Annotated in this window: 24 protein-coding genes and 1 other RNA gene; 6 read left to right on the top strand and 19 right to left on the bottom strand. The window is 38.6% G+C overall.

Annotation, left to right across the window (positions count from 1 at the left end; translation table 11 throughout):
- Window position 1 precedes the first annotated feature (1 nt).
- From DWY37_RS01305 to deoC, 4 genes are all read right to left on the bottom strand, one after another.
- Window positions 2-2,230: a SpoIID/LytB domain-containing protein gene (locus tag DWY37_RS01305; protein WP_158575640.1), complete on the bottom strand. Its 2,229-nt coding sequence runs from the start codon at window positions 2,228-2,230 to the stop codon at window positions 2-4.
- Window positions 2,231-2,412: 182 nt separating this feature from the next.
- A non-coding RNA gene (gene ssrS / locus DWY37_RS01300) (6S RNA) lies at window positions 2,413-2,592 on the bottom strand.
- An 83-nt stretch (window positions 2,593-2,675) separates the two neighbouring features.
- Entirely contained in the window at window positions 2,676-3,083 is a 408-nt protein-coding gene (locus DWY37_RS01295) for a cytidine deaminase (protein WP_022243882.1), read from the bottom strand.
- A gap of 79 nt (window positions 3,084-3,162) precedes the next feature.
- The gene (deoC, locus tag DWY37_RS01290) at window positions 3,163-3,807 is read right to left on the bottom strand and encodes a deoxyribose-phosphate aldolase (protein ID WP_118542095.1); all 645 of its coding nucleotides are present in this window, start codon (window positions 3,805-3,807) and stop codon (window positions 3,163-3,165) included.
- 220 nt (window positions 3,808-4,027) lie between these two features.
- Between deoC and DWY37_RS01285 the strand changes: the two genes are divergently transcribed.
- A complete protein-coding gene (locus tag DWY37_RS01285; protein WP_022243884.1) occupies window positions 4,028-5,389 on the top strand; it encodes a citrate/2-methylcitrate synthase in 1,362 nt (453 codons plus the stop codon).
- A 126-nt stretch (window positions 5,390-5,515) separates the two neighbouring features.
- Here DWY37_RS01285 and DWY37_RS01280 read toward each other — a convergent pair whose 3' ends face one another.
- Window positions 5,516-5,860 (bottom strand): hypothetical protein, encoded by a 345-nt coding sequence (locus DWY37_RS01280; RefSeq protein ID WP_117946991.1) that lies wholly within the window; start codon window positions 5,858-5,860, stop codon window positions 5,516-5,518.
- Window positions 5,861-6,076: 216 nt separating this feature from the next.
- Here DWY37_RS01280 and DWY37_RS01275 point away from each other — a divergent pair, with 216 nt between their 5' ends.
- Window positions 6,077-6,454: a response regulator gene (locus DWY37_RS01275; RefSeq protein WP_117698987.1), complete on the top strand. Its 378-nt coding sequence runs from the start codon at window positions 6,077-6,079 to the stop codon at window positions 6,452-6,454.
- Between the two features lie 2 nt (window positions 6,455-6,456).
- Window positions 6,457-7,338 (top strand): chemotaxis protein CheX, encoded by an 882-nt coding sequence (locus DWY37_RS01270; RefSeq protein WP_117698986.1) that lies wholly within the window; start codon window positions 6,457-6,459, stop codon window positions 7,336-7,338.
- Window positions 7,339-7,460: 122 nt separating this feature from the next.
- Here the strand turns inward: DWY37_RS01270 and thrC are convergent, their stop codons facing one another.
- Window positions 7,461-8,951 (bottom strand): threonine synthase, encoded by a 1,491-nt coding sequence (gene thrC, locus DWY37_RS01265; RefSeq protein ID WP_118542099.1) that lies wholly within the window; start codon window positions 8,949-8,951, stop codon window positions 7,461-7,463.
- A 72-nt stretch (window positions 8,952-9,023) separates the two neighbouring features.
- On the bottom strand, window positions 9,024-10,439 hold the full coding sequence (locus DWY37_RS01260) for a WD40/YVTN/BNR-like repeat-containing protein (RefSeq protein WP_117698985.1): 1,416 nt from the start codon (window positions 10,437-10,439) through the stop codon (window positions 9,024-9,026).
- A gap of 281 nt (window positions 10,440-10,720) precedes the next feature.
- Here DWY37_RS01260 and DWY37_RS01255 point away from each other — a divergent pair, with 281 nt between their 5' ends.
- Window positions 10,721-11,530, top strand: a complete 810-nt coding sequence (locus tag DWY37_RS01255) for a hypothetical protein (RefSeq protein WP_117698984.1) — start codon at window positions 10,721-10,723, stop codon at window positions 11,528-11,530.
- Here DWY37_RS01255 and leuD read toward each other — a convergent pair.
- Both leuD and leuC read right to left on the bottom strand, forming a co-directional pair.
- A complete protein-coding gene (gene leuD, locus DWY37_RS01250) occupies window positions 11,517-12,005 on the bottom strand; it encodes a 3-isopropylmalate dehydratase small subunit (protein ID WP_022243891.1) in 489 nt (162 codons plus the stop codon). The two genes, DWY37_RS01255 and leuD, sit on opposite strands and share 14 nt — an antisense overlap.
- A 12-nt stretch (window positions 12,006-12,017) precedes the next feature.
- The gene (gene leuC, locus DWY37_RS01245) at window positions 12,018-13,277 is read right to left on the bottom strand and encodes a 3-isopropylmalate dehydratase large subunit (protein WP_022243892.1); all 1,260 of its coding nucleotides are present in this window, start codon (window positions 13,275-13,277) and stop codon (window positions 12,018-12,020) included.
- 131 nt (window positions 13,278-13,408) lie between these two features.
- Here leuC and DWY37_RS01240 point away from each other — a divergent pair, with 131 nt between their 5' ends.
- Window positions 13,409-14,311: a LysR family transcriptional regulator gene (locus DWY37_RS01240; protein ID WP_117698983.1), complete on the top strand. Its 903-nt coding sequence runs from the start codon at window positions 13,409-13,411 to the stop codon at window positions 14,309-14,311.
- A 126-nt stretch (window positions 14,312-14,437) separates the two neighbouring features.
- On the opposite strand, the gene ilvC is transcribed toward DWY37_RS01240, so the two are convergent.
- From ilvC to DWY37_RS01195, 9 genes are all read right to left on the bottom strand, one after another.
- Window positions 14,438-15,460: a ketol-acid reductoisomerase gene (gene ilvC, locus DWY37_RS01235; RefSeq protein WP_117698982.1), complete on the bottom strand. Its 1,023-nt coding sequence runs from the start codon at window positions 15,458-15,460 to the stop codon at window positions 14,438-14,440.
- Window positions 15,461-15,484: 24 nt separating this feature from the next.
- On the bottom strand, window positions 15,485-15,985 hold the full coding sequence (gene ilvN, locus DWY37_RS01230) for an acetolactate synthase small subunit (RefSeq protein WP_022242269.1): 501 nt from the start codon (window positions 15,983-15,985) through the stop codon (window positions 15,485-15,487).
- 187 nt (window positions 15,986-16,172) lie between these two features.
- On the bottom strand, window positions 16,173-16,541 hold the full coding sequence (locus DWY37_RS01225) for an Hpt domain-containing protein (protein WP_117698981.1): 369 nt from the start codon (window positions 16,539-16,541) through the stop codon (window positions 16,173-16,175).
- Between the two features lie 71 nt (window positions 16,542-16,612).
- Window positions 16,613-16,837 carry a hypothetical protein gene (locus DWY37_RS16310; protein WP_279220175.1) on the bottom strand — a complete coding sequence of 75 codons (225 nt, stop codon included), beginning with the start codon at window positions 16,835-16,837 and terminating at the stop codon, window positions 16,613-16,615.
- A gap of 312 nt (window positions 16,838-17,149) precedes the next feature.
- Window positions 17,150-18,133 carry a hypothetical protein gene (locus tag DWY37_RS01215; protein ID WP_199534353.1) on the bottom strand — a complete coding sequence of 328 codons (984 nt, stop codon included), beginning with the start codon at window positions 18,131-18,133 and terminating at the stop codon, window positions 17,150-17,152.
- A gap of 347 nt (window positions 18,134-18,480) precedes the next feature.
- Complete coding sequence (locus DWY37_RS01210; RefSeq protein ID WP_158552123.1) at window positions 18,481-19,455, bottom strand: ribosomal protein L7/L12; 975 nt, start codon at window positions 19,453-19,455, stop codon at window positions 18,481-18,483.
- 19 nt (window positions 19,456-19,474) lie between these two features.
- Window positions 19,475-20,587: a hypothetical protein gene (locus DWY37_RS01205; RefSeq protein WP_118544393.1), complete on the bottom strand. Its 1,113-nt coding sequence runs from the start codon at window positions 20,585-20,587 to the stop codon at window positions 19,475-19,477.
- A gap of 3 nt (window positions 20,588-20,590) precedes the next feature.
- A complete protein-coding gene (locus DWY37_RS01200) occupies window positions 20,591-21,169 on the bottom strand; it encodes a hypothetical protein (RefSeq protein WP_022242263.1) in 579 nt (192 codons plus the stop codon).
- On the bottom strand, window positions 21,169-22,362 hold the full coding sequence (locus tag DWY37_RS01195; protein WP_118172539.1) for an SPFH domain-containing protein: 1,194 nt from the start codon (window positions 22,360-22,362) through the stop codon (window positions 21,169-21,171). The genes DWY37_RS01200 and DWY37_RS01195 overlap by 1 nt, the downstream gene beginning before the upstream one ends.
- A gap of 118 nt (window positions 22,363-22,480) precedes the next feature.
- Between DWY37_RS01195 and DWY37_RS01190 the strand changes: the two genes are divergently transcribed.
- Window positions 22,481-22,720, top strand: coding sequence for a helix-turn-helix domain-containing protein (locus tag DWY37_RS01190; RefSeq protein ID WP_022242261.1), 240 nt, complete (start codon window positions 22,481-22,483; stop codon window positions 22,718-22,720).
- A gap of 285 nt (window positions 22,721-23,005) precedes the next feature.
- Here DWY37_RS01190 and DWY37_RS01185 read toward each other — a convergent pair whose 3' ends face one another.
- The gene (locus DWY37_RS01185; RefSeq protein WP_117698976.1) at window positions 23,006-23,245 is read right to left on the bottom strand and encodes a DNA-binding protein; all 240 of its coding nucleotides are present in this window, start codon (window positions 23,243-23,245) and stop codon (window positions 23,006-23,008) included.

The following is a 23,245-nucleotide window of genomic DNA, read 5'->3' as shown; positions in this document are numbered from 1 at the left end:
CTTATGCACCCCCTTCTTCCTTCGTCGTATTTTGTGGCTGATATAACTCAGTCAATTCTGTATCCTGATAAAAATAATTTAATATCCTTTTATAATCAAAGCCCTGCCCGCAAAGCTTTTGTGCCCCATTCTGGCTCATGCCAATGCCATGACCGTAACCACCGCCAAGGACTGCATAAGTTCCATCCCCTTTTTCCTGTATACTGATATAAGCACTGGGCAGAATACTCATTTCCACACTGCTTCCATCCAAAAGGTTAATATTCGTAATACCACAACCCAAAATTGCACGCATATTATATTCGGACTGTACGCTGACTGCACCATTCTGGAAATCAAGTTCCAGTTCTAAAATAACACCACTCTGATTGCGTTTTACCACCTTTATTGCCTGCAATGAGCCAAAGTTGCTGCAACTGTCTGTTGTTTCCGTCTTAGATGTATCTTTATAATAACTAATTGCCTCTGGCTGGTGCTCTTTTCTATCGGCTATCGTATGAAGCAATGTCTCATCTTTTCCCTGGAAATCAAGCACAGTATTCCAACGGAAATATTTCAAATCCGATTCATAGCAGGCACTGTCTACGTTACTGATATAATCCAAGAAGCTTTTTTCATCCGATAAATCAATGGGATTTTCTTCACTGCGCACCCAGACGCCCTGCAAATAACCATAAGCATCTTTATCAAGATTCCAGGCTTCGTAATCTCCGGTATGGCCATAGGATGTGGAATAATAATAAGTCTCTATAATATCACCTTTATAAGAAAGTACCTGACCTTTCGTCTCATCTACCGCAGCTACCGTTTCCGGTGTCTGATTCTGCTTATTATACACCTGAAAATTCACACTGTCATCTACATGTGCTCCATAAGCTTCATATTTATTGTGCATCATCTGGATATAAGCATAGCTTCTGGCACAGACAGCCTGTGCTTTTAAGGCTTCCATTCCATAAGAAGATGGAACCTCGCTTGGAATAACGCCCTTTACATAGGATTCTAAATCCACTACATTTACCACGGTATATCCTTCCGGATACATACGAAGCTCCATGCTGCCTGCATAAGCCGGAGATATGCGATTGCCCTGATTGTCAGTAAAATAGAATGGCGATGTGCCATCCTCTGCGACTAATGAAACAGACGATGTTGCAAGTATATTGGCATAATTGGACGCCGTAATCACGCTGCCTGCTTCTAATACAGTTTCTGTTTCTCCATAATAAAGATGCACCGGCACATCCGATACTAAGGATACGTCAGAGCGGAACATATTATCATTGTCTAATAACAAAACACGGATGTTTTCTATTTTAGCAGGCTCTGTCAAAAGAATGGCACAGATCTGTTTTTCTGCCACTACAAATGTAATTTCCATGTTTTCCAGCATCAGCGCATCCATGGAGACTTCCCGGATTCCATCATAAGTTGCATATATTTTCATGGCTTTATCTATCGCAACTTGTCCATATCCCTTAATCTCCATTGCAGTATCTGTTTTTGATATCAGCTTTCCGGTAATGGTATCTTCCTTCCGGCTGATTTTATGTATCTCTTTTTCACTGAAAAAAATGTCTGCTACGACATTTGATAATTCTTCATCGGTATCAACCGGCAGCTGGTATTCTGTTCCCTGATAAAGAAATGTAAGATTTCCTTCTATATTTGAAATGAGATAGGCATTTTTCAATGCCACATCTTCTTTATCCTTTGCGGCGACCCCGATTACTTTATCCTCCAACAGATAAACACCATAACTGTGAAGCTTTTGATACCACTTTGGATTGGATATAATGGCATAAGTGCCATCCTGTGTGGTAAGCTGTTTTTTTTCTTTTTTCAATACAAGAATGTCCTTTTTTAAGACAGACGTATCGGTATCAAGATAACTTAAAATTTCATCATATATAGCAAACCAGGCTGCCCGGTCAATGTTTTTTTTCGAATCATCCAAAGGAATATATTCTTTTAAATGAAGCAATTCCAGAATGCCACTTACATCATCATAGGTAAGTGTTCCCTGTTGCGGCAGTTTCTCAGCCCATTCGTCCTTGGAATAATAAGTAAACTGCAGCAAGGAGGGAATCTCATTCCGATAAACACATTGTTCGGAATATCCATTTTTCTCCCCTTTTGTATCCGTTATCAGAACCACCAGTATAAGAACCAGAAGTGCTCCACAAAACAGCAACAGATAATTACTTTTTTTACTTTTCACTTTTCGCATAATAACTCCTTTATTGCCTGTTGCAGAAAAGAAGCTGCTTTTCAGCAGCTTCTTTTTTCTCTTTTGTATTTTCGGTTCTTTTGTAAACATGCTTCTTTGGTATACTATATGTTTATCTTCCGTACCTTATGATTCTTTTGTACACAAAGATTCTTTCGTCTATTCATACCTTATCTTTAGCAAATATACCCAAAATGCCGTTTCCTGTATTTTGACTCCTAGCAAAGCTAGGTGGGTAACCTCAACCAATACTCTGCCTTCCACTGCAAACGGAGGCCTGACATCCTATTGGAAATATTGGAATCCCGTTTAAAGTAAATGTAGGTTCAAAATAACAGGCGTGTCGAACATCCCAGGCATAAAACTATCTGCTTTTTGTAATTGTTATTATACTCTAATATGTGTTGTTTTTCAATGTAAAATTCCTGTCAAATTGTGGAACAATTTATGATTGCAGATCTTTCGGTGAAAAGGATGCCGGAAAAAGCTCTTCTAATTTCATAACTTTGATACCGCCAGCTCCATCTTCCATAATTACCTCAAACGTGCTTCCATCTACAAATTCCGTCAACACCTGCCGGCAGACACCACAAGGTGTAAGCGGTTCTTCCCTATCGCCTACTACAGCAATCGCCAGAAAATCTTTTTTTCCTTCCGATACTGCTTTAAAAACTGCTGTCCGCTCCGCACAGTTTGTCGGCGTAAAGGCTGCATTCTCGATATTACATCCGGTATAGATACTGCCATCCTTACAATAAAGGGCTGCACCTACATGAAAATTGGAATACGGTGCATAGGAATATTTTTTGGCTTCTTTTGCCGCTTCTAATAATTGTCTTTTGTCCGTCTCCATGACACTCACCTTTTCTAAATTATTTCTGTTTTACAATTTTTTTCATTATCTTATCATTCTTCATTGCTCTTAATATCTGCTATCCCAGAATATCAACGGCAGAACTTGTGCCAAGCCGTGAACAGCCTGCCTTAATATAATTTTCCATATCTTCTTTGGTACGGATTCCTCCGGCCGCCTTAATCTTAACCTCTGCTCCAATGTGTTCTTTCATTAATAATACATCTTCCATGGTAGCACCTGCCGTTCCAAATCCGGTAGATGTCTTGATAAAATCTGCTCCGGCATTGGTTACCGCATGGCACATGGCAATCTTTTCTTCTTTTGTAAGATAACAGGTTTCGATAATAACCTTTAAGATCCTACCTCCTGTTGCCTCTTTTAAAAGACGGATTTCCTCTTCTACTTTATGATATGCCCCATTCTTTACATCGCAGATATTAATTACCATATCAATTTCGTCTGCGCCGTCTTCCAATGCTTTCTTTGTCTCTGCCAGCTTTCCTTCAGTGTTCGCATATCCTAACGGAAATCCTACTACGGTACAGATTTTGATTTTATCGCCGTAAGTTTCTTTTACCCGGCTGATGTAACAGCTTGGGATACAGACCGATGCGGTATGGTATTTTATTGCTTCTTCACATAATTTTTCTATGTTCTTCCATGTGGTAAAGGCTTTTAACGCAGTATGATCCACATAACGATATAATTCTTCTTTTTCCATTTTGTACCTCCGGTATTTTTTTTAATTGTAATATATATTCTGTAATTTATCCAGCAAAAAACGTTTTATCAGAGAACATTTTTACATTAGTACTATCTTCCTATAATTCTAAATTTTTTAGAAAACAATTTTAAACTTTCTTTAAAATTTACGCTTTTTTCTTGTTTTCTACAACCGAAATATGATAACATATTAAAATAATTAAAAGAGGAGGAACAATATGACAGGACGTTTTTATGAAATCACACCGGAAATAATGGAACTTGCGAATAAATGCTCCGCATCATCCATCATTCCTTCTGAATTATATACGAAATATAATGTTAACCGTGGTCTTCGTGATTTAAACGGAAAGGGTGTTCTGGTAGGACTTACACACATTTCTGATGTATGCTCTACCAAGCTGGTAAATGGAGAATACATTCCAGCTGAAGGCGAACTTTATTACCGTGGCTATAATGTAAAAGATTTAGTAAAAGGAATTGCACCGGACAGCCATTTTGGCTTTGAGGAATGCGCTTATCTTCTGATGTTTGGTGAGCTTCCAACCAAAGAACAGTTGAAAAACTTCTGTGGACTGCTTTCCGAATACCGTACACTTCCAACCAGCTTTGTACGTGATATTATTATGAAAGCTCCAAGCAAAGATATGATGAATACACTGGCACGAAGTGTGCTTACACTTTATTCCTATGATGACCGTGCCGATGATATTTCACTTCCTAATGTATTGAGACAGTGTTTGCAGCTTATCAGCTTATTCCCACTGCTTTCTGTATATGGTTATCAGGCTTACCGCCATTATCATGATGGTGCCAGCCTTTATATTCATACCCCACAGCCGGAATTATCTACTGCAGAAACAATTCTTCATATTCTGCGGCCAGACAGTAAATATACCCCATTAGAGGCAAAGCTTTTAGATATCGCATTAATCTTACATATGGAGCATGGTGGCGGAAATAACTCTACTTTTACTACCCATCTGGTATCTTCTTCCGGAACCGATACTTATTCTGTTATTGCAGCATCCCTTGGTTCCCTGAAGGGGCCGAAACATGGTGGTGCCAATATCAAAGTAGTTCAGATGTTTGAAGATATGAAACGCACTGTAAAAGACTGGACAGACGAAGACGAAGTAGGTAAATATCTTACTGCACTTCTTCATAAAAAAGCTTTTGACCATGCCGGTCTTATCTATGGAATGGGTCATGCAGTATATTCTCTTTCCGACCCAAGAGCAGTCATCTTCCGCGGTTTTGTGGAAAAGCTTTCCCAGGAAAAGGGATATGAAAAAGAATTTGCACTCTACTCTTTAGTAGAACGTCTTGCACCGGAAATCATCGCCAAAGAGCGTAAAATCTATAAAGGTGTAAGTCCAAACGTAGACTTCTTCAGCGGATTTGTTTATCATATGCTTGACCTTCCGTTAGAACTCTATACACCAATTTTTGCAATTGCAAGAATTGCCGGCTGGAGTGCCCACCGCTTAGAAGAGCTTTCCCAGAATGGAAAAATTATGCGTCCTGCATATCGTAACATCGGTGAACGCAAAGAATATGTTCCGATTGACAAACGTTAAACCGCATGATTCTGCCGCCTGCAGCTTCTTATGGAATGCTTAGACACAAAAAACTGTAGTTCTTATCTGGTATCTTTTCCAGATATAAACTACAGTTTTTTATAAATTATTCTAAATAAATATTTTTTATAAATACTTCTCTCTGGCATTCTTTAATGTACTGACCAAAAAAAGACAGGATAACACCAGCAGCAGCAGGATTCCTGATTTAATAATAATCGGCAGTTTAAAGATGGTCTCACCCAATGCCGTCACAATGCCATATACTAATGCCAATGCCCCGCAAAGAAGCATTTTCGGTGTTACCTCTTCTCTTATCTTCTCCGGATGTTTACATTTCTTTAATTCCTCCGGCGTTGCCAGAAGGCTGCTTGTCTTTCCGGTACTTTTCATCCATATGCCATTCATAAGAACATAGATACCTACCAGTGCTACTACAACATCTACTACTAAATTCCAGTTTACTTTCATAATATGTAACCTCTTTTACTCTTTTTTCCTGACTCTGATTTATCTTACCACACTTTACATTGCTATGTGAACATATTTATCATATAACCTTCTATTCTTATTTGTTTTTTATGCAAAACCACGAATTTTATCGAAAAAGCCATTGAAACTTTTGGTCAACTATTGTAGTATATTAATATGTTCTAATTATTCTAGTTGTATTTGGAGGGATTATATATGAAATTAGACGAAGCAAAAATCCTGATTGGAGATGACTCCATTCTTGCAAGAAAACAGTTAAAAGACATTATTGCGCAGTATGGTGGTACAACTTTTGTTGAGGCAGCAAATGGTCAGGAAGCAATTGACAAATTCAAATCCGATAAACCTGATATCGTTTTTCTTGATATTGTTATGCCTGTAAAAGATGGTATTGCCGCTGTAAAAGAAATTAGAGAATCTGACCCGAAAGCGGTTATTATTATCGTATCTTCTGTTGGTACACAGGCTCAGTTAAAGAATGCAATTGAAGCCGGTGCAAAGGACTTTATCCAGAAACCGTTGAATGTTGAACAGATTGAGCGGGTACTGAAGAATTATTTTGAAGGGAGATAATTATGTATACACAGTTTTTTGGTAATTTTCTTTTAAGCAAAAGTGCTGTTCCTGCGGATAAACTGGTAGATGCATTAGAGAGGCAGTCCTCTTCCTATCTGAAATTAGGTACTCTGGCAATTCATGCTGGATTATTAAATGCTTCCCAGGTTGACGCTATTGTATGCCGTCAGACCCATGAAGACAAGAAATTTGGTGAAATTGCAATCGAAGGCGGATATCTTACAAAGGAACAGGTTGACAAATTACTCTCCTCGCAGAAACCAGACTACCTGCTTTTAGGTCAGATTTTGATTGAAGACGGACTGCTTACCAACAGTCAGTTTGAGGAATTACTTGCAGAATATCAGGCAAGTAATGAAATTGATGATTTAAATGTTGCTAACGAACAGAATGATATGGTTGAAAAGCTGATTCATAAATTCTTCCATTTTGATAATTCTGATATGTCAGGAAAGATTGTTGCATACCTTAATCTTCTCTTTAATGATATCGTTCGTTTCATCGGAAAGGATTTTACACCATTAAATCCACTGATGAAATCCGAGTATATGACCAACTATTGTGTTACCCAGAAAGATGAAGGTTTACTTTCTTTCAATTCTGGTGTAGACATGAGTAAATCTGTTGCAATTGCTTTTGCATCCCGTTATGCCAAAGAAGAATTCCATGAATTCGATGAGTATGTAAAAGCTTCTATCGAAGATTTCTTAAATCTTCACAATGGATTATTTAATGTAAATATGTCTAATGAATTTTCCCTGGAATTAAACTTATGTCCTCCGGAAGTTCATGAGGAAGAAACGCTTACAAATGCCACTAAGATTTATGTATTTCCAATTATTTTCCCATTTGGAACCATTCACTTCCTAATGGAAATCTAATCTTAAACCTTTACATTTTATTTACATAAACGAAACCCTGTCAGATTTCTCTGACAGGGTTTTGTTACCTTGTATCCATAAGAAACTGCCGGTAGCAGATTCTCTATGTTTTACATAAGCATTTAGATATTTAAAAATGCTTTTACCGTCTTAGGCATATCTTCTACATCGCATTCTGTCTTATGAAGTACTTCTGCACTGCGGATGTCTTCAATTGCCTGTGGAACTGTTACATTTGCAATCTTGCTTAACTCATCTACCAGTTCAAAATCAGTCATGGAATCATATTTTTCTTTATCAATGGCATCCATTACGCTTCTGGTAAACTTGAACGGGCTTGCTGTTGATGCAATAACAGTCTTGGTATTATCACCGGTCTCTTTTACATATTTATGGTATACACCGGTTGCTACAGCAGTATGTGTATCAATCACATAGCCGGTCTTCTCATAGAGGTCACGGATTACTTCTGCTGTTTCTTCCTCTGTGGTGTAATTGCCATAGAAGTCAGCAAGCTGGGCACGCATCTCATCGGTAATCATATATCTGCCCTCTTCTGTTAATGCACGCATGAATTCAGCATTTTTCTCTGCATCATTTCCGGCAATACGATAAATCAGACGCTCTAAGTTGCTGGAAATCAGGATATCCATGGATGGAGAAGAAGTTAGTACAAATTCACGGTTTCTGTCATAGGTTCCGGTTGAGAAGAAGTCAAATAATACTTTGTTCTCATTGGAAGCACAGATTAATTTTGCAATCGGAAGACCTAAGTTCTTTGCATAGAAAGCTGCTAAGATATTTCCGAAGTTACCGGTTGGAACTACAACATTAATCTTTTCATCTTTTGCAATTGCACCATTTTCATATAATTTTGCATATGCATATACATAATAAACAATCTGAGGAACAAGACGGCCGATATTAATGGAGTTAGCAGAGGAAAACTGATATCCGGCTTTGTCCATCAACTCTGCCAGTTCTTTATCAGAAAACATTTTCTTAACGCCGGTCTGTGCCTGGTCAAAGTTACCATGAATACCAACTACATGTGTATTTGCCCCTTTCTGGGTAACCATCTGCTTCTCCTGAATCGGGCTGACACCATTCTTTGGATAGAATACAATAATCTTAGTACCAGGAACGTCTGCAAAGCCTGCTAAAGCAGCTTTTCCGGTATCACCGGAAGTTGCTGTTAAAATAACAATTTCATTCTTTACATGGTTTTTCTTTGCAGCAGTTGTCATAAGGTAAGGCAGAATGGATAATGCCATATCCTTAAATGCTATCGTAGCTCCATGAAAAAGCTCCAGATAATATGCACCGTCTGCATCTACTAACGGAGCAATCTCTTCTGTATCAAATTTAGAATCATACGCACTATTGATACAATACTTTAACTCTTCTTCTGTAAAGTCTGTTAAGAAAAGCTTCATTACCTCATAAGCAGTCTCCTGATAACTCATTTTTGCCAGGGTATCCATATCAACGTCAAGCTTTGGTAATGAATCCGGCACAAATAAACCACCGTCTCCTGCAAGACCCTTTAAAATTGCCTGTGAAGCTGTTGCCTTTTCATCTGAGTTTCTTGTACTTGTGTAAATCAAATCCATTTTTTGTCCCTCTTTTGCTCTCTGCATAAAATTTGTTCTGTCTTTCATTATATAAGAACCTGCAGTTTACTGTCAATAACTTATCCCAGAATAATTCCATGTATTCCCACTATCTATGGATTCAAAAAGAATTCCATCGTTTTCACCCATAGCAGATATTACTTTTATTATAAGTTTTCCATCTTTCTGCTGTGGCATCTTGCAATAATCATAGTCTGATATGGAAAATCCATACTCTGCTGCCGTGTCCGGGAGTTCTGTCACTTCATCCATGGAAAGTTCAATCATGGAAAATGTTTTCCCGCCATCCTGTGTCAGATAAAGTGTGGAATAATCACCTGACGCTCCAGCCAATCCGATAACGCCCAGATTTTCATTATAGAATTCTATTCCTTCTGCCACACCAATATTTCCATCAAACGGATCTGCATTTTGCTGATTCCAGCTCTGCCCGCCATCCTTTGTCATTTCAAGCTCATAAAAACGGCTGCCGGCAGCTGCATCCGCCACCAACAGACGATAACCGGTATTGTCATCTAAAAAAAAGTACACGCTTCCATCTTCCCTGTTTTCTGTCCACGGAGTGCCATCTCCGCTCTCTTCCTCATCATTGCCATCATTGCCGGCTACGGCATTGGTGTCTGCATTCCCATTGTTATCCGTTGTGTCATTTCCAGCACCGTTTTTTGCTTCATCAATCTGCTCCTGCCGGTTTTGCTGGGCTAACACTGCAGCACTGGTATATTTTGGATTTATGATATAAGTTATAATTTCACCTGTATTTTCTTCGCCACCAGTAGAAAATGTAACTGCAAAACCTGTAACTTCTCCGCCATATTCCAACTGGCTTAAAATTGAATTTTCATTTGTATCTGCATTTCCATCTATATCTTCATTTTCATCTATATCTGCATTTTCTGCATTTATCACCTGTAGGCTATCTGCACTGGAAAAGGCTCTTTTCCCAGAATAACTTATTCCAAAGGTATGGCTCTTTGTTTCTTCTGCCCAGCTATCTACACGTTCTTTCACCTTTATATTTCCCAATAGTTCAAAAAGCGGTGTCAGGCACATATCTTCTTCATAATCTGTCTTGGCATAATTATTGATGTAAACTGTCATTTTGCTGCTTTTCTTCCGGTTATAGTCCACAAGATAGGTTCTGGTTTCTCCATTCTCATCCTCACCATAGAAAAACGTATCTATTGCAGCAATCTCTCCGGTAGCATAGAAAGTCACATTAAAATGGTTCACCAGATAAATTTTCTTAGGAAGCCCGATTTCATTATCCAGATCCTCCAATATCCCTGCCACACTGTCATCAAAGAAATTATCATGCTTTAATGTTATCTTTACTTCATCACTTTTTTGAAACCGTTCGGATGTCTTGAAAAAATATAACCCTCCAAGGCATACCAGTAACAGAATCATCCCTGCTTTTAGCCAGTTTTTTAATTGATATTTCTTTCTTGTATTTTCCTGCTTCAACGAATTGCTCCTTTCCACCTGCAATCATATCACTATTCCAATAACGCCGCCAAATATTCCTGATATTTCCACGAATTTTTATATCCTTGCAATTTCCAATATATATTGGCATCATAGCATATTTTTCATTTCAAAAGTTTGATATTTTCTTAAGATATTTTCCTGTTTTCATGCTTTCCTAAAAATGTTATACTCAAAGTGATGCTTACCGTAAGAACTCGCCACCGGCAGCTTCTTACAGATAATTTGTAACTAAGAATTTTAGAATGTGAGGATTTACCATGCTTCCCGGTGCTTTTTCAGCCAAAACAAAAGACGGAACCATCTACTACCGTTCCAGCCTTACCTATAAAAGAAAACATATCAGTCTTGGAAGCTTTCCAACGGAAGAAGAAGCCCATCTTGCCTATAAAGAGGGGACTTCTCTACTTTCTGAGTCTGAAATCACACTGGAAAATTATACCGCATATATTAAACTTTTAGATTTTGCCAAAGCCATTACACTTTTAAATTTCCGTGACAACGGCGTCTATATCAAGAATCCGATTTATCTGAAGCAGAATTATTTTCTCTATTTTCTCGCACCACAGACGGAATATAAATTTGATATTGATGATTTATTCTTTTATTCCAGCCACAGGATTATGCAGCGTGGTGGCCGGCTTTTTGTAAATGAATACGGCATGCAGACCGGGATTCTCTCCCGCTATGGAGTCCGTAATCATGCGGTACTGGATGTAGATTACACTTTCGCCAATGGTAACCCCTTCGATTACAGCTACGCCAATATTATTGTCATTAACCGCTACCGTGGAGTTGCCCAAACAGAACACAACGGACTCCTCCGTTATCAGGCTTTTATCCATATCAATGGCAATTATTCCATTGGTACTTATTCTTCCGAAGAAAAAGCTGCCATTGCCTACAACAAAGCTGTTGATCTGGCAAAGGCAGCCGGTATTCATAAGAATTTTGAAGAAAACTATATTACAGAGCTATCCGCTAGAGAATATGCAGAAATTTATACTAATCTTAAAATCTCTCCAAAATATATCAATTATCTTTCTACACTTTCTGCTATTTCTGATTGATGTAATTTACCAGTCCCTCGCAATCGATAATCTTCTGCATAAATGGTGGGAATGCCTGACCCTGGAAACTCTTTCCAGTGGTCTTGTCGGTAATGACACCAGTATCAAAATTTACCTCTACCTCATCTCCTGCTTTGATTTCCAAAGCTGCTTCCTTACATTCAATAATCGGAAGTCCGATATTGATTGCATTACGATAGAAAATACGTGCAAAAGTCTCTGCTATGACGCAGCTTACACCAGCGGCTTTAATTGCAATTGGTGCATGTTCTCTGGATGAACCGCATCCAAAGTTCTTCTCCGCTACAATAATATCTCCTGCAGATACTTTATTTACGAATTCCTTATCAATATCTTCCATACAATGTAAGGCAAGTTCCTTAGGGTCGGAAGAATTCAGATATCTTGCCGGTATAATAACATCTGTGTCTACGTTGTCACCGAATTTAAATACTTTTCCTTCTGCTGCTTTCATGTTCTAATCCTCCTATACTTCTTCCGGGCTGGAAATCTTTCCTGTAATTGCACTTGCTGCTGCAACTGCCGGGCTTGCCAGATAAATTTCCGAATCCACATGTCCCATACGTCCCACAAAGTTACGGTTGGTTGTAGATACGCATCTTTCATTCTCAGCAAGGATTCCCATATAGCCACCAAGGCAAGGTCCGCAGGTCGGTGTGCTGACAATAGCACCTGCTTCAATAAAGGTTCTGATATATCCGGCTTCCATGGCATCCAGATAAATCTGCTGGGTTGCAGGAATTACGATTACACGTAAACCTTTCTTTACTTTCTTTCCTTTCAGGATAGAAGCTGCAATCTTAAGGTCATCTAATCTTCCATTCGTACAGGAACCGATTACTACCTGATCAATAGTAATGTCGCCTACTTCATCAATGGTCTTTGTATTTTCCGGAAGATGTGGAAATGCTACGGTTGGGCGAAGTGTACTAAGGTCAATGGTATACTCCTCATCATATACAGCATCCTCATCTGCTTCATATACTTTATAAGGGCGCTTGGAATGCTCTTTCATATATGCTTCTGCTTTCTCGTCTACCGGGAAGATTCCGTTCTTTCCGCCGGCTTCAATTGCCATATTTGCAATGGTAAAACGGTCATCCATGGAAAGATACCGGATACCATCACCTACGAATTCCATAGACTTATATAATGCTCCATCCACACCAATCATTCCGATGATATGTAAAATAACATCTTTACCGCTAATCCATGGTGCTGGTTTTCCTGTGATATTGAATTTAATCGCGGATGGTACTTTAAACCATGCTTTTCCGGTTGCCATTCCTGCCGCCATATCAGTACTTCCAACACCGGTGGAAAATGCTCCCAATGCTCCATATGTACAGGTATGTGAATCTGCTCCGATAATAACATCTCCTGCAACAGTCAGTCCTTTTTCCGGAAGAAGTGCATGTTCGATACCCATTTCTCCTACATCAAAGTAGTTGGTGATTTCGTTTTTGCATGCAAACTCTCTGACGCATTTACAATGCTGTGCAGATTTGATGTCTTTATTTGGTACAAAGTGGTCCATAACCAGTGCAATTTTATCCTTATGGAACACTCCGTCTACTTTCATTTTCTCTATCTCATGGATAGCCACCGGTGAAGTAATATCATTTCCCAATACCAAGTCTAAATCTGCTTCAATCAACTGGCCAGCCTGAACAGAATCAAGTCCCGCATGTGCCGCAAGAATCTTCTGTGTCATTGTCATTCCCATTTGAAATTCCTCCTGAAATTAAATCATTTTTTCTATACTGTTGCTATTATAGCACAGCTAGTGGTATAATGGAAATACATATTAAACATATTTATTATGATTTTTAGTTATAAACACGGAGGAATCTATAAATGTTGCAGAGTTTATCCAGTTACCGTATTTTCTATACCGTAGCAAAAACACAGAATATATCAAAGGCAGCCAAAGAGCTTTATATCAGCCAGCCTGCCATCAGTAAATCCATACAGAAACTAGAGGAAAGCCTGGGCTGCGAACTCTTCCGCCGAAGTTCCCGCGGCGTATTGCTGACCGAAGAAGGTGAACTTCTTTTTACTCATGTCAGTTCCGCTTTCGAAACCCTGACTTTAGGGGAAGATAAATTAAAGAACTCCTTAGAACTTGGTGTCGGCCACTTAAAAATCGGTGTCAGTTCCACTCTCTGCAAATACATGCTTTTACCTTATTTAAAGGATTTCACAAAACGGTATCCGCATATCAATATTTCTATCGTATGCCAGTCTACTAACGAATCCTTACAGATGTTAGAAGAAAACAAAATTGATATCGGTCTGATTGCAAGGCCGGAAAACCAGAAGACTTTAAATTTCAGCAATGTGGCTGAAATTGAAGATATTTTTGTTGCAACGGAAGCTTACTTAAACGTATTGAATGCAAGGGGCATTTCTTCCGATGCAATCTTACAGAATTCTACACTGATGCTTCTTGATAAGCACAACATGACCCGTCAGTATATTGATGATTATTTACAGGAAAATAAAATTGAGACCAGAGATTTAATCGAAGTCTCTACGATGGACCTCTTAATTGACTTTGCAAAAACCAATCTGGGTGTTGCCTGCGTCATCCGCCAATTTGTCCAGAACGAACTTGCAAATAAAGAGTTATTAGAGATTCCACTTGGTTTTCCAATTCACAAGCGTGAAATTGGCTTCGCTTATAAAAACACCTTAAAGCCTTCGAAATCCTTGGAATTATTTATTGATTTCTACCAGAAATTTCATCCGGGCGAATAAGATGCATCACTGTCAGTTTCTTACAAATGCCTGTCAGCTACGAGAAACATACTTTAAGAGTTTCTCGCGTCAAAAAAAGCTGCCGCAATCGCGACAGCTTTTTTATCATCTTTTTGAAGTATCAGATTAGTTGTTAACCAGCTTATCTTCTTCGTTGTTCCAGCTATACAGCTTACGAATTTCTTCGCCGACTTTCTCTGATGGATGCTCAGAAGCAAGCTTTCTCATAGCTTTGAAGTGTACCTGGCGTCCTGCCGGTGACATATCAAGTAAGAATTCTTTTGCAAAAGTACCATCCTGAATATCTGTTAAAATCTGTTTCATTGCTTTCTTTGTCTCAGCAGTAACAATCTTAGGTCCTGTGATATAATCACCATATTCAGCAGTGTTAGAGATAGAATATCTCATTCCAGCGAATCCTGACTGGTAGATTAAGTCAACAATCAGTTTCATCTCATGGATACACTCGAAGTATGCATTTCTCGGGTCATAACCAGCTTCGCAAAGTGTTTCGAAACCAGCCTGCATAAGCGCACAAACACCGCCACAAAGAACTGCCTGCTCACCGAAGAGGTCTGTCTCTGTCTCTGTACGGAAGGTTGTCTCAAGAAGTCCTGCTCTTGCTCCACCAATTCCAAGACCATATGCTAATGCCAGGTCAAGTGCTTTACCGGTTGCATCCTGCTCTACTGCTACCAGACAAGGAGTTCCTTTTCCAGCCTGATACTCAGAACGTACAGTATGTCCTGGTGCCTTAGGAGCGATCATTGTTACGTCAACATCCTTTGGAGGTTTGATACATCCGAAATGAATGTTAAATCCGTGAGCGAACATTAACATGTTTCCTGGCTCAAGGTTTGGCTCAATATCGTTCTTATACATATCTGCCTGTAACTCGTCATTGATAAGAATCATAATAATATCAGCCTGTTTTGCAGCTTCTGCTGCTGTATATACTTTGAATCCCTGTTTTTCTGCTTTTGCCCAGGATTTGCTACCATTGTAAAGTCCAATAATGACATCACAGCCTGATTCCTTTAAATTTAATGCATGTGCATGTCCCTGGCTACCGTAACCAATGATGGCGATTTTCTTACCATCCAGTAAGGAAAGGTTACAATCTTCCTGATAATAAATTTTTGCTGCCATTTTTTCAGCCTCCTGTTTTAATGATTAATCTAAATATGTAACATCGGCAGACCCTCTGGTCAAACCTGTGATACCGGTTCTAGCGAGCTCTAATATCTCATAGCCCTGTAACAGATCCATAAATGCATCTAATTTATCCTGATGCCCTGTCAGTTCAATTACCATGGAATCGTTAGTGACATCAACCACCTTGCCATGGAAAATATTGGTAACGCTTAAGATTGCCTGACGTTCTGTATCCTTTGCTTTAATCTTAACCAGAATCAGTTCTCTTGTAACGGATGTACCCGGCTCTAATTTCTTAATATTGCGCACATCTTCTAACTTTGCCAACTGCTTCTCAATCTGCTCTAAAATCTGTTCGTCACCACTTGCTACTATCGTAATTCTGGTATATCTTGGATCTGCAGTTACACCAGAAGAAAAACTATCGATATTGTATCCTCTCCGGCTGAAAAGTCCTGAAATATGACTTAATACACCAGAAGTATTCTCTACTAAAATAGATAATGCCTGTTTTCTCATGCGAAAACCATCCTTTTTCTTTCATTCACATTACAGTTATTCTAGCATATCAGTTCTGTTTGTCAATACTAAAATGGCTTAAAGTAATAATATTTTTTTATGCAATAACCTATGGTTATATCATTGATAACAATAACATAAAACTACATGAAACACATTTTGCAATCTGGCAGGCTGCCTGCATAAATTACGGCTGTGAATCCCTGTATTTCCGGATAATATCAATTGTCTTCTGATAATCCATTCTGACTTTCCTAAATTGCTGCAGCATCTCTTCTCCGTATATTTTATAGCGGAGCTGTTCGCACAGAATTATACTTGATTTGCTCAGCCGTCCCAACCCGAGCGTCATGGTCTCTCCCTTTAAGGTATGTACCAGATCAAAGGCTTTCTCATAATCCCTTTCCTGTAAAGCTTCATCAATCCGCTGTACTTCATCGCTTTCTAAGAATTTTATCAAAAAACGGTGTACCAGCTCTTCCTTCCGGAGTCTGCGCATGACCTCTGCATAATCTCCCTCCAGTTCCTTGTAGCATTGCTCTAAATCCATACTCATATTCCCTTTCTGTTGATTTTCTCATAGCATTATAGTACACCACCGTTTTTTCTTTTTCAAGCAATTCTTCCTTATTGTCTGGTGTTTCCATCCGGCTGCACCGGCGGTTCATTCTGTTGCTTTACACTTTGTTGTCCTTCCGAGAGCATAATAAGTGTCCTGGTTATTACTTTTCTTGCATATTCCAATGCCTCTTCTCCATCATATACCGTATCAACCTGGTACTTATGAAATACAAGAATATCTGTAACAGCTTCTGCCATGCTTTCTTCGTCTTCTGCATAGAGTAACTTCATAAAAACATCCTCCTTGCTGCATAACCTGTCAGGCATACCATAGCTAGCTTCCTACAAGCATTTTGGAACTATAGAAAACACATTTTGCAGGAAAGCAATTTCCTGTAAAACAAAAAAGCCAGGATAAAATCCTGACTATATTTTCGGGGAGTACCTCCCGAACTCCGAAGAGCCCGAGAGGCATGAGTTATGAAAAATTATATTAGCTTAATAGCTAGTACTTTTATACTATATCTTATAAAAATATGTTTGTCAAGTGTTTCCCTACAATTTTTCTTAGGGACTTACTTGGGTATATTTCCATTTGAATTTCTACAGTTTTTGATATATTTTTTCTACGTCATAATCCGGCGCCATAGTTGCTGCAATTTCATATATCTTCCTGATATTTTCCGGCTCTTCTTCCAGCATATCAGCTGTTTCTTCTACGGAGTTGCCTTTTTGCAGTTTCTTGATTACCTGACGAATTAGTTGCAGTTTTTCGCCCTGCTCCAAACCCTGCTCCAAGCCTTCTTCCAAACCCTGTTCCAGACCTTGTTCCAGACCTTGTTTTCGACCCTGCTCCAATTTATTTTCCAGTTCTTTTTCAATTTCATCTTTCATTAATTCACGCAATGCTTCACACATCTCATTTTGCCTCCTTAACAGACTATATACCTGCTTATTTGCATTTACACTTACTTGAAGTACCGAATCAATATTGCTCCGTTCATTCTTACTTTCCAAATAATGTATCTGTTCCAAAAATAGTTCTGCATCCTGCATCTCTACCTGTGTAGTCAATACCCGCAGGCTGCAATGAGCTTTTCTTTCCAACTGACTTGTTACTACAACTTGTACTGGGAACGGAACTTTTCCTCTTACATAATAAATTCCAGGATACATTTTTTTCAGGATATATCCTTCTTTTTTCAGTTCCTGAAAAAGTGCCTTCGGATAAGCATTCCGAAAAAAGGATACGGTCACCTCAGATGCTGGAATTTTATTGACTGCTATCCCCTGCGCCTTATATAAGCTGGCGTATCCAATTACCTTAAAGAAGGAATCTATCGTCAATTCATCTCCCGGTCCCTTATACTCTAAAATATTGTGTCCCCTCATAATATGACCAATTTCATTTTGTAACGTCCGCTTCCAATCCATCTTTTTAATAATCACAAGATCAATCTGAAGTGGTTTCTTACTTAAATTATACTCCGGAATTAATTCCAGTACATCCAGATCTTGTCGCAGTTCCAGTTCTGTTGCTGCACAAAACGCCGGATGCCATTGTAATTTTTCTGTTTTTCCTGACATTTCTTCTCCTTTCTTTTGTCTTGGAGAGTATACTTTTGCAATGTCACTTAACCGCAACAACCTTTGTCTGAAAGAATTCTCTCCGCTTCATTTAATGTGAAATAAAAGCTTTGAAAATTCCTGTTATCATATCAGGTTATGTGGTGAACCCGGCGAAATGATAGAATACCGGTATACTTCTGACAGGCTATGTGCCATTGAAATGTATATAGAAATATCAAGCTTTGATTGCATTATAACATGATGAAATGAAAATGTCAGTAAAAAAAGAAAGCATCTGCCCTCCCTTAATCGGATAAGCAGATGTTTTCCATCTCAATTTCTTTCAACTTCTATTTTTGTATCTGTTACATGCATCTTGCTCCGCACTTTGTGCAGAATTTTGCACCCGGCATAATTTCATTTCCGCACTGTGAACAGAACATTTTCTGAGCTTCCTCAACTTTGGTGCCGCATTTCGGGCAGAATTTTGTGCCTGATGCAAGTTCGGCACCGCAATTATTGCAATAACAACCACCTTGTTCCTGTTTATCTCTATACTTCATTTTACTTGTTGCACCAATTGCATCAAGTTCCTGTTTCATTTCTTCTAATACTTCCAAAGAACCTTTTATAAAGAAACCATTTCCAGCTTCAATTTCATCAATACATTCTTTTGCTTCCCTAAGATCTGATCCTGTATATTCTCGAATCAATTTAATCAGCTGAACCCTCTTGTCTCCTGTAGATGTAATAATCAATGCTGCTTCTGTGTCCATTTCTACATACATATCATCTTCATCCACATCTGAATCATTTTCATTCATATCCATTTCATAATCTGCTCCAAGATTATCCAAAACTTTTATTAACTCTTCTACTCTTTCATTTCTGGCTGAAATTTGAAATCCATTATTTTCTGACAAATCATTTAAAAGTTTTAATTCCAAATCTTTTCTATCTAATCCAAGTATCTGATGATATGCTTCGATTACTTTTTCTCCCTGATCTCCTAATGAAAAAATTGCAATAGATGTATTCATTTCTGCATCATCTTCATCTTGCCAATTCTTTTGAATATAAGTAAATGCACCTGCCTCATCCAATTCCTGTTGCATCTGCTGTAATAATTCTAAAGACTCTAATGTACACACGGTTGACTGTTCATCTAAAATATTGCCATTAATTAAATTGCTTAACTCCGTATAATCTGACTGCAGATATTTTTGAATAATTGATATAATCTGTACCGGGTTAGGACCAACATCTGTAATTACAATTCTATATTCCGGTATCTCCTGCTGTACTCCCTTATTTCCAAATAATGATTTCATGAATCCCATTTTCATTTCTCCTTTTCTACTAGTAGTATTTTCCGGCTTCAATTAATAAAGGAATAATTTCTTCCGGTTTTATCTGCTGCAGTTGTTCTAATCTGCTTCCGATACGATTGATATTCTGTATATTCATTTGTTCCTCATCAAAGCGACGCTGTAAAATCTCATGTCTTTCCTGTAATTTCTGAATCTGTTCATCCATTTTATCAATATTAAGCTGTGCATCATCTTTCTGTGGATTTGCCGTAATAAACCCAAGAATAAAAAAGTAAATCATAACACCAATAATAATTACACCAACAGACACTGCAACACGGAGAATTGTCCGGACACAGCTCCATAAAATGCGTAAAATTCCTGCAAAAAATCCATAATTCATTGCATTGGCGAATAAATGTCTCACATCAATAATCCAGCGGAACAGGGAAACCGCACACCATACCAGTACTAACGCACAGATTATACCGATTGCAATAGAAATTGCCTTGCGGACAGGGGAAGTCTGGCTCCAACGCTCTGCAAACTCTTCCCTTTTCCGTGTCAGCGTAGTTTCCTGCATTTTAGACATTTCAGTCACCTGTTGTATTTTAGAACTAATCTCATTCTGCTGTGCATTCCGCTCATTCAATGACTTTCCAAGATTTGCTAAAGCAATCTGTTTGCCGTCATTTAAAATGCCTTCCATCTCCTGAAGAATCTCTGGAGTAACATCCTCACAGCGATATATTTGCTGAATATAATCTCCTATCTCCCCCCAATTTATATGTTTCTTCTTTTTTTCACATAAAATCAGTCCATAATAGCCCTTACAGCTCCACATAAAATCATTACGGATTCCTGTAAATTCTGCTTTTGCTGCCGAAATGTTTCCCTGATTTAGTAATGTCATGGCATTTTTATAACGGTTATCCAGACCATCTCTTCCACTTCCTCCGGCAACAGCAGCAGTCAGATTGATATTTTCAATTGTTTTCTTCAAATCCTGATGAATATTTTCAATATGTTCATCTGTTTTCTGAAACTCTTTTGATAAATTATGTACCAGGAAAAGATTATCACATGCCATGCATTCATACTTTTCATCTGTAATTTTTCTTACTGCACCACTGCCACAACTGGGACATTTTATTTCTTCCATTTTCTAGCCCTGCTCCTTTGTATTTTTTATTTTTCTGATTTCAAGCTGCTTCATGATTGCTCCGCAGATTTCCGCAAAAGCGGCTTCATCTGTTGTTGAAGAAAGCTGCAATATCAACTGTCTGATTGCCTCATTTTCTGTTGCCACTGCCGGTGAACTGACCGGATCACTGTATCGCATCTTTTCCAGCACTTTGTCAATTTCTTTGCGGTTGACCTCATCTGTAATCTGCACTCTGCAAATTTCAAGCTGCTGAATAAGTCCTTTAAACACTTCGATGGAACTCTGTTCCTGTGTCTGAACCTTTGTAATATATTTATTACTTGCTGCCATAGCAATCTCAATGATAATGAAAACTGCTAAAATCGCACTCTGTAACAAATAGGAATACACCTGATAATCCTTCGGAATTTTCAGGCAGACCTTAAAGAAAACAAAAATCTGAATTACAAGATAGACTCCGCTCAGATATACAAGCGGCATCTTTAATGCTGCCTTTTGTTTTTCCTGTTTATGAAATACCAGAAATGCAAAAATTGGCTGCATCAATATTGCAATCAGGCAAAATATGTACTTGAACATTATTTCTCCCTCCTCGTTCCGCATTTCGTACAGAAATTAGCTTCCGGCGGCATTTCATTTCCACAGTTTGCGCAGAAAATCTTCTGTGGAATCACCACTTTTTCACCACACTGGAAACAGAATTTAGCATCCTTCGACAGACTCGTTCCACACTTGACACAGGTAATATTTCCACCTTGCGCCTGCGGCTGTACTGCTGGCTGCGACTGTGTTGCTGCAATATCTGGCTGCATTGCTGCTGTCCCTGTCTGCGCTGCTGTTACCGGCTGTGCCTGAACTGCTGCATCCATATTGTTTTTCATCATGTCACCCATGGAAAACGCCAGTGGAATCTGTGCCATCATATTCGCCGGATTCGCTGCAAAGCCTTCATTCTGTGCAAATGTTCTGCTTACATCAAACTGCTGCTCCTGTTGCCAGGTATATCCCTGCAGTTCTCTCGCTTTGGCAAGTCCTTCTGCTTCAATTACGGTAGCATCACGATTTCCCATTGCTTCAAACCGCTTCTGTGCCATGCTGTTATCTAATTTTTTAAGTTCTTCCAAATCGTCCGGCTTAATGGTAACTGCAGACACAAAGAAATTTAAAATCCGGATGCCATAGCCTTCAAGGTCGCTTTCCACCTGACCGGCAACGTTTTCGGAAATTTCATTCAAATGCTGGTTGAAAACATTGTAGCTATATTTGCTGAGTTCTACTGCAATGCAATTTTTTACTCTTGTAACTAAAAGGTCTTTAAAAAATTTCTGAATATCTTTGGTGGTCATTGCTTTTTCGGTACCAACCAGATTAATCAGAAGCTTTCTTCCATCCTCTATTTTCAGTCCGAAAGAACCACTGGCACCGGCACTGTAACTATAGCCGTAATTCGGATCACGAACTGTCACCTGACTTGGTGTTCCCCATGCGATATCCATCATGGTCGCAAGGTTAATAAAATAAACCTCCACATGGAACGGACTTACTCCGCCCGAAACCAGATTTCTTATTTTGGAAATAAGTGGAATGTTTTTCGTTTCTAAGGTATAACGACCTGCTTTAAAAGAATCCAGTGCCTGTCCGTCACTGAAAAATACTGCCTCCTGCGACTCATGCACAATCAATTGTGACAGCGTATTAAAGTCTTCTGCGGGATGCTTATAAATAAGAGTTGAATTATCCCCTTCATATTTGATCACTTCCTGAATAGCCATCAAACTTTCTCCTTCCGTAAATTTATATAAACTCCTTTCTCGATTATACTACAAAACTTCCATTTTGGACACTTTTTTCTTCCATTTTGGATATTATTTTCTCAACGAGGTGATACATATGTCAGAAAGAATTAATCAACACCTGCATCCACTGGTAGGTTCTAACATCCGGAGACTGCGGAAAGAACAGGGTTTGAAAGCCACCGAAGTCATTGCGAAGCTCCAATGTGATGGCATCAATGTAACTACCGGCATATTCAGCAAGGTGGAAAATGGTTATAATAACCCAACGGTAGATATGCTGATTGGATTGACCAAGATTTTTAATTGTGATTTTAATGAATTCTTTAAACAATAATAGGCAGCTAAACGGTGAATGGTTTAGTTGCCTGTTGTTGTTTTGTCATATAAAAGGGGAGCTACCAATATTATTTTTTGAAATATGTTATTTTCTACAATGTTGTCCTGTCGTTGACTTTGCCTGATTCTGACATAATCACACTACACATAACATCAAGTGTCTAACACGTTTTTATTATATCATCACCATCTTTTTTTACAATACTAACGCTTATGAAATATACTAATAAAACAAGGTCAGTCTTTCCACACCATGGTGATTCCAAGACTGACCTTAATGTCACTAATTCATATTCTGTTGCAATTCTTTTATGTTGTCCAAATCAGACAAATCCATTCCTTCATATCTCTCAACAAAATCTATCAATGTTGATTTACGAACCTTTAGACTACCTAATCGAAGTGCAGATAATAGTTTTCTGTTAATCAACTCATATACCAGATGCCCATTCACCTCTAATACCGCTGCCGTCTCACGCACATTGTACAAAAGCTTTTCGTCTTTTAAATCCTTTTTATCCAT

The sequence above is a fragment of the Roseburia sp. AF25-13LB genome (genome assembly GCF_003478915.1).
GTDB lineage: Bacteria > Bacillota > Clostridia > Lachnospirales > Lachnospiraceae > Roseburia_C > Roseburia_C amylophila.
Note: the sequence above shows the minus strand (reverse complement) of the source record. Positions and strands in the feature narration are given on the sequence as shown.

What these genes read in the sequence shown, in the direction of transcription:
- DWY37_RS01305 (WP_158575640.1), bottom strand. Translation starts at nt 2,230, where the DNA reads ATGCGAAAAGTGAAAAGTAAAAAAAGTAATTATCTGTTGCTGTTTTGT.
- DWY37_RS01295 (WP_022243882.1), bottom strand. Translation starts at nt 3,083, where the DNA reads ATGGAGACGGACAAAAGACAATTATTAGAAGCGGCAAAAGAAGCCAAA.
- deoC (WP_118542095.1), bottom strand. Translation starts at nt 3,807, where the DNA reads ATGGAAAAAGAAGAATTATATCGTTATGTGGATCATACTGCGTTAAAA.
- DWY37_RS01285 (WP_022243884.1), top strand. Translation starts at nt 4,028, where the DNA reads ATGACAGGACGTTTTTATGAAATCACACCGGAAATAATGGAACTTGCG.
- DWY37_RS01280 (WP_117946991.1), bottom strand. Translation starts at nt 5,860, where the DNA reads ATGAAAGTAAACTGGAATTTAGTAGTAGATGTTGTAGTAGCACTGGTA.
- DWY37_RS01275 (WP_117698987.1), top strand. Translation starts at nt 6,077, where the DNA reads ATGAAATTAGACGAAGCAAAAATCCTGATTGGAGATGACTCCATTCTT.
- DWY37_RS01270 (WP_117698986.1), top strand. Translation starts at nt 6,457, where the DNA reads ATGTATACACAGTTTTTTGGTAATTTTCTTTTAAGCAAAAGTGCTGTT.
- thrC (WP_118542099.1), bottom strand. Translation starts at nt 8,951, where the DNA reads ATGGATTTGATTTACACAAGTACAAGAAACTCAGATGAAAAGGCAACA.
- DWY37_RS01255 (WP_117698984.1), top strand. Translation starts at nt 10,721, where the DNA reads ATGCTTCCCGGTGCTTTTTCAGCCAAAACAAAAGACGGAACCATCTAC.
- leuD (WP_022243891.1), bottom strand. Translation starts at nt 12,005, where the DNA reads ATGAAAGCAGCAGAAGGAAAAGTATTTAAATTCGGTGACAACGTAGAC.
- leuC (WP_022243892.1), bottom strand. Translation starts at nt 13,277, where the DNA reads ATGGGAATGACAATGACACAGAAGATTCTTGCGGCACATGCGGGACTT.
- DWY37_RS01240 (WP_117698983.1), top strand. Translation starts at nt 13,409, where the DNA reads ATGTTGCAGAGTTTATCCAGTTACCGTATTTTCTATACCGTAGCAAAA.
- ilvC (WP_117698982.1), bottom strand. Translation starts at nt 15,460, where the DNA reads ATGGCAGCAAAAATTTATTATCAGGAAGATTGTAACCTTTCCTTACTG.
- ilvN (WP_022242269.1), bottom strand. Translation starts at nt 15,985, where the DNA reads ATGAGAAAACAGGCATTATCTATTTTAGTAGAGAATACTTCTGGTGTA.
- DWY37_RS01225 (WP_117698981.1), bottom strand. Translation starts at nt 16,541, where the DNA reads ATGAGTATGGATTTAGAGCAATGCTACAAGGAACTGGAGGGAGATTAT.
- DWY37_RS16310 (WP_279220175.1), bottom strand. Translation starts at nt 16,837, where the DNA reads ATGAAGTTACTCTATGCAGAAGACGAAGAAAGCATGGCAGAAGCTGTT.
- DWY37_RS01215 (WP_199534353.1), bottom strand. Translation starts at nt 18,133, where the DNA reads ATGTCAGGAAAAACAGAAAAATTACAATGGCATCCGGCGTTTTGTGCA.
- DWY37_RS01210 (WP_158552123.1), bottom strand. Translation starts at nt 19,455, where the DNA reads ATGGGATTCATGAAATCATTATTTGGAAATAAGGGAGTACAGCAGGAG.
- DWY37_RS01205 (WP_118544393.1), bottom strand. Translation starts at nt 20,587, where the DNA reads ATGGAAGAAATAAAATGTCCCAGTTGTGGCAGTGGTGCAGTAAGAAAA.
- DWY37_RS01200 (WP_022242263.1), bottom strand. Translation starts at nt 21,169, where the DNA reads ATGTTCAAGTACATATTTTGCCTGATTGCAATATTGATGCAGCCAATT.
- DWY37_RS01195 (WP_118172539.1), bottom strand. Translation starts at nt 22,362, where the DNA reads ATGGCTATTCAGGAAGTGATCAAATATGAAGGGGATAATTCAACTCTT.
- DWY37_RS01190 (WP_022242261.1), top strand. Translation starts at nt 22,481, where the DNA reads ATGTCAGAAAGAATTAATCAACACCTGCATCCACTGGTAGGTTCTAAC.
- DWY37_RS01185 (WP_117698976.1), bottom strand. Translation starts at nt 23,245, where the DNA reads ATGGATAAAAAGGATTTAAAAGACGAAAAGCTTTTGTACAATGTGCGT.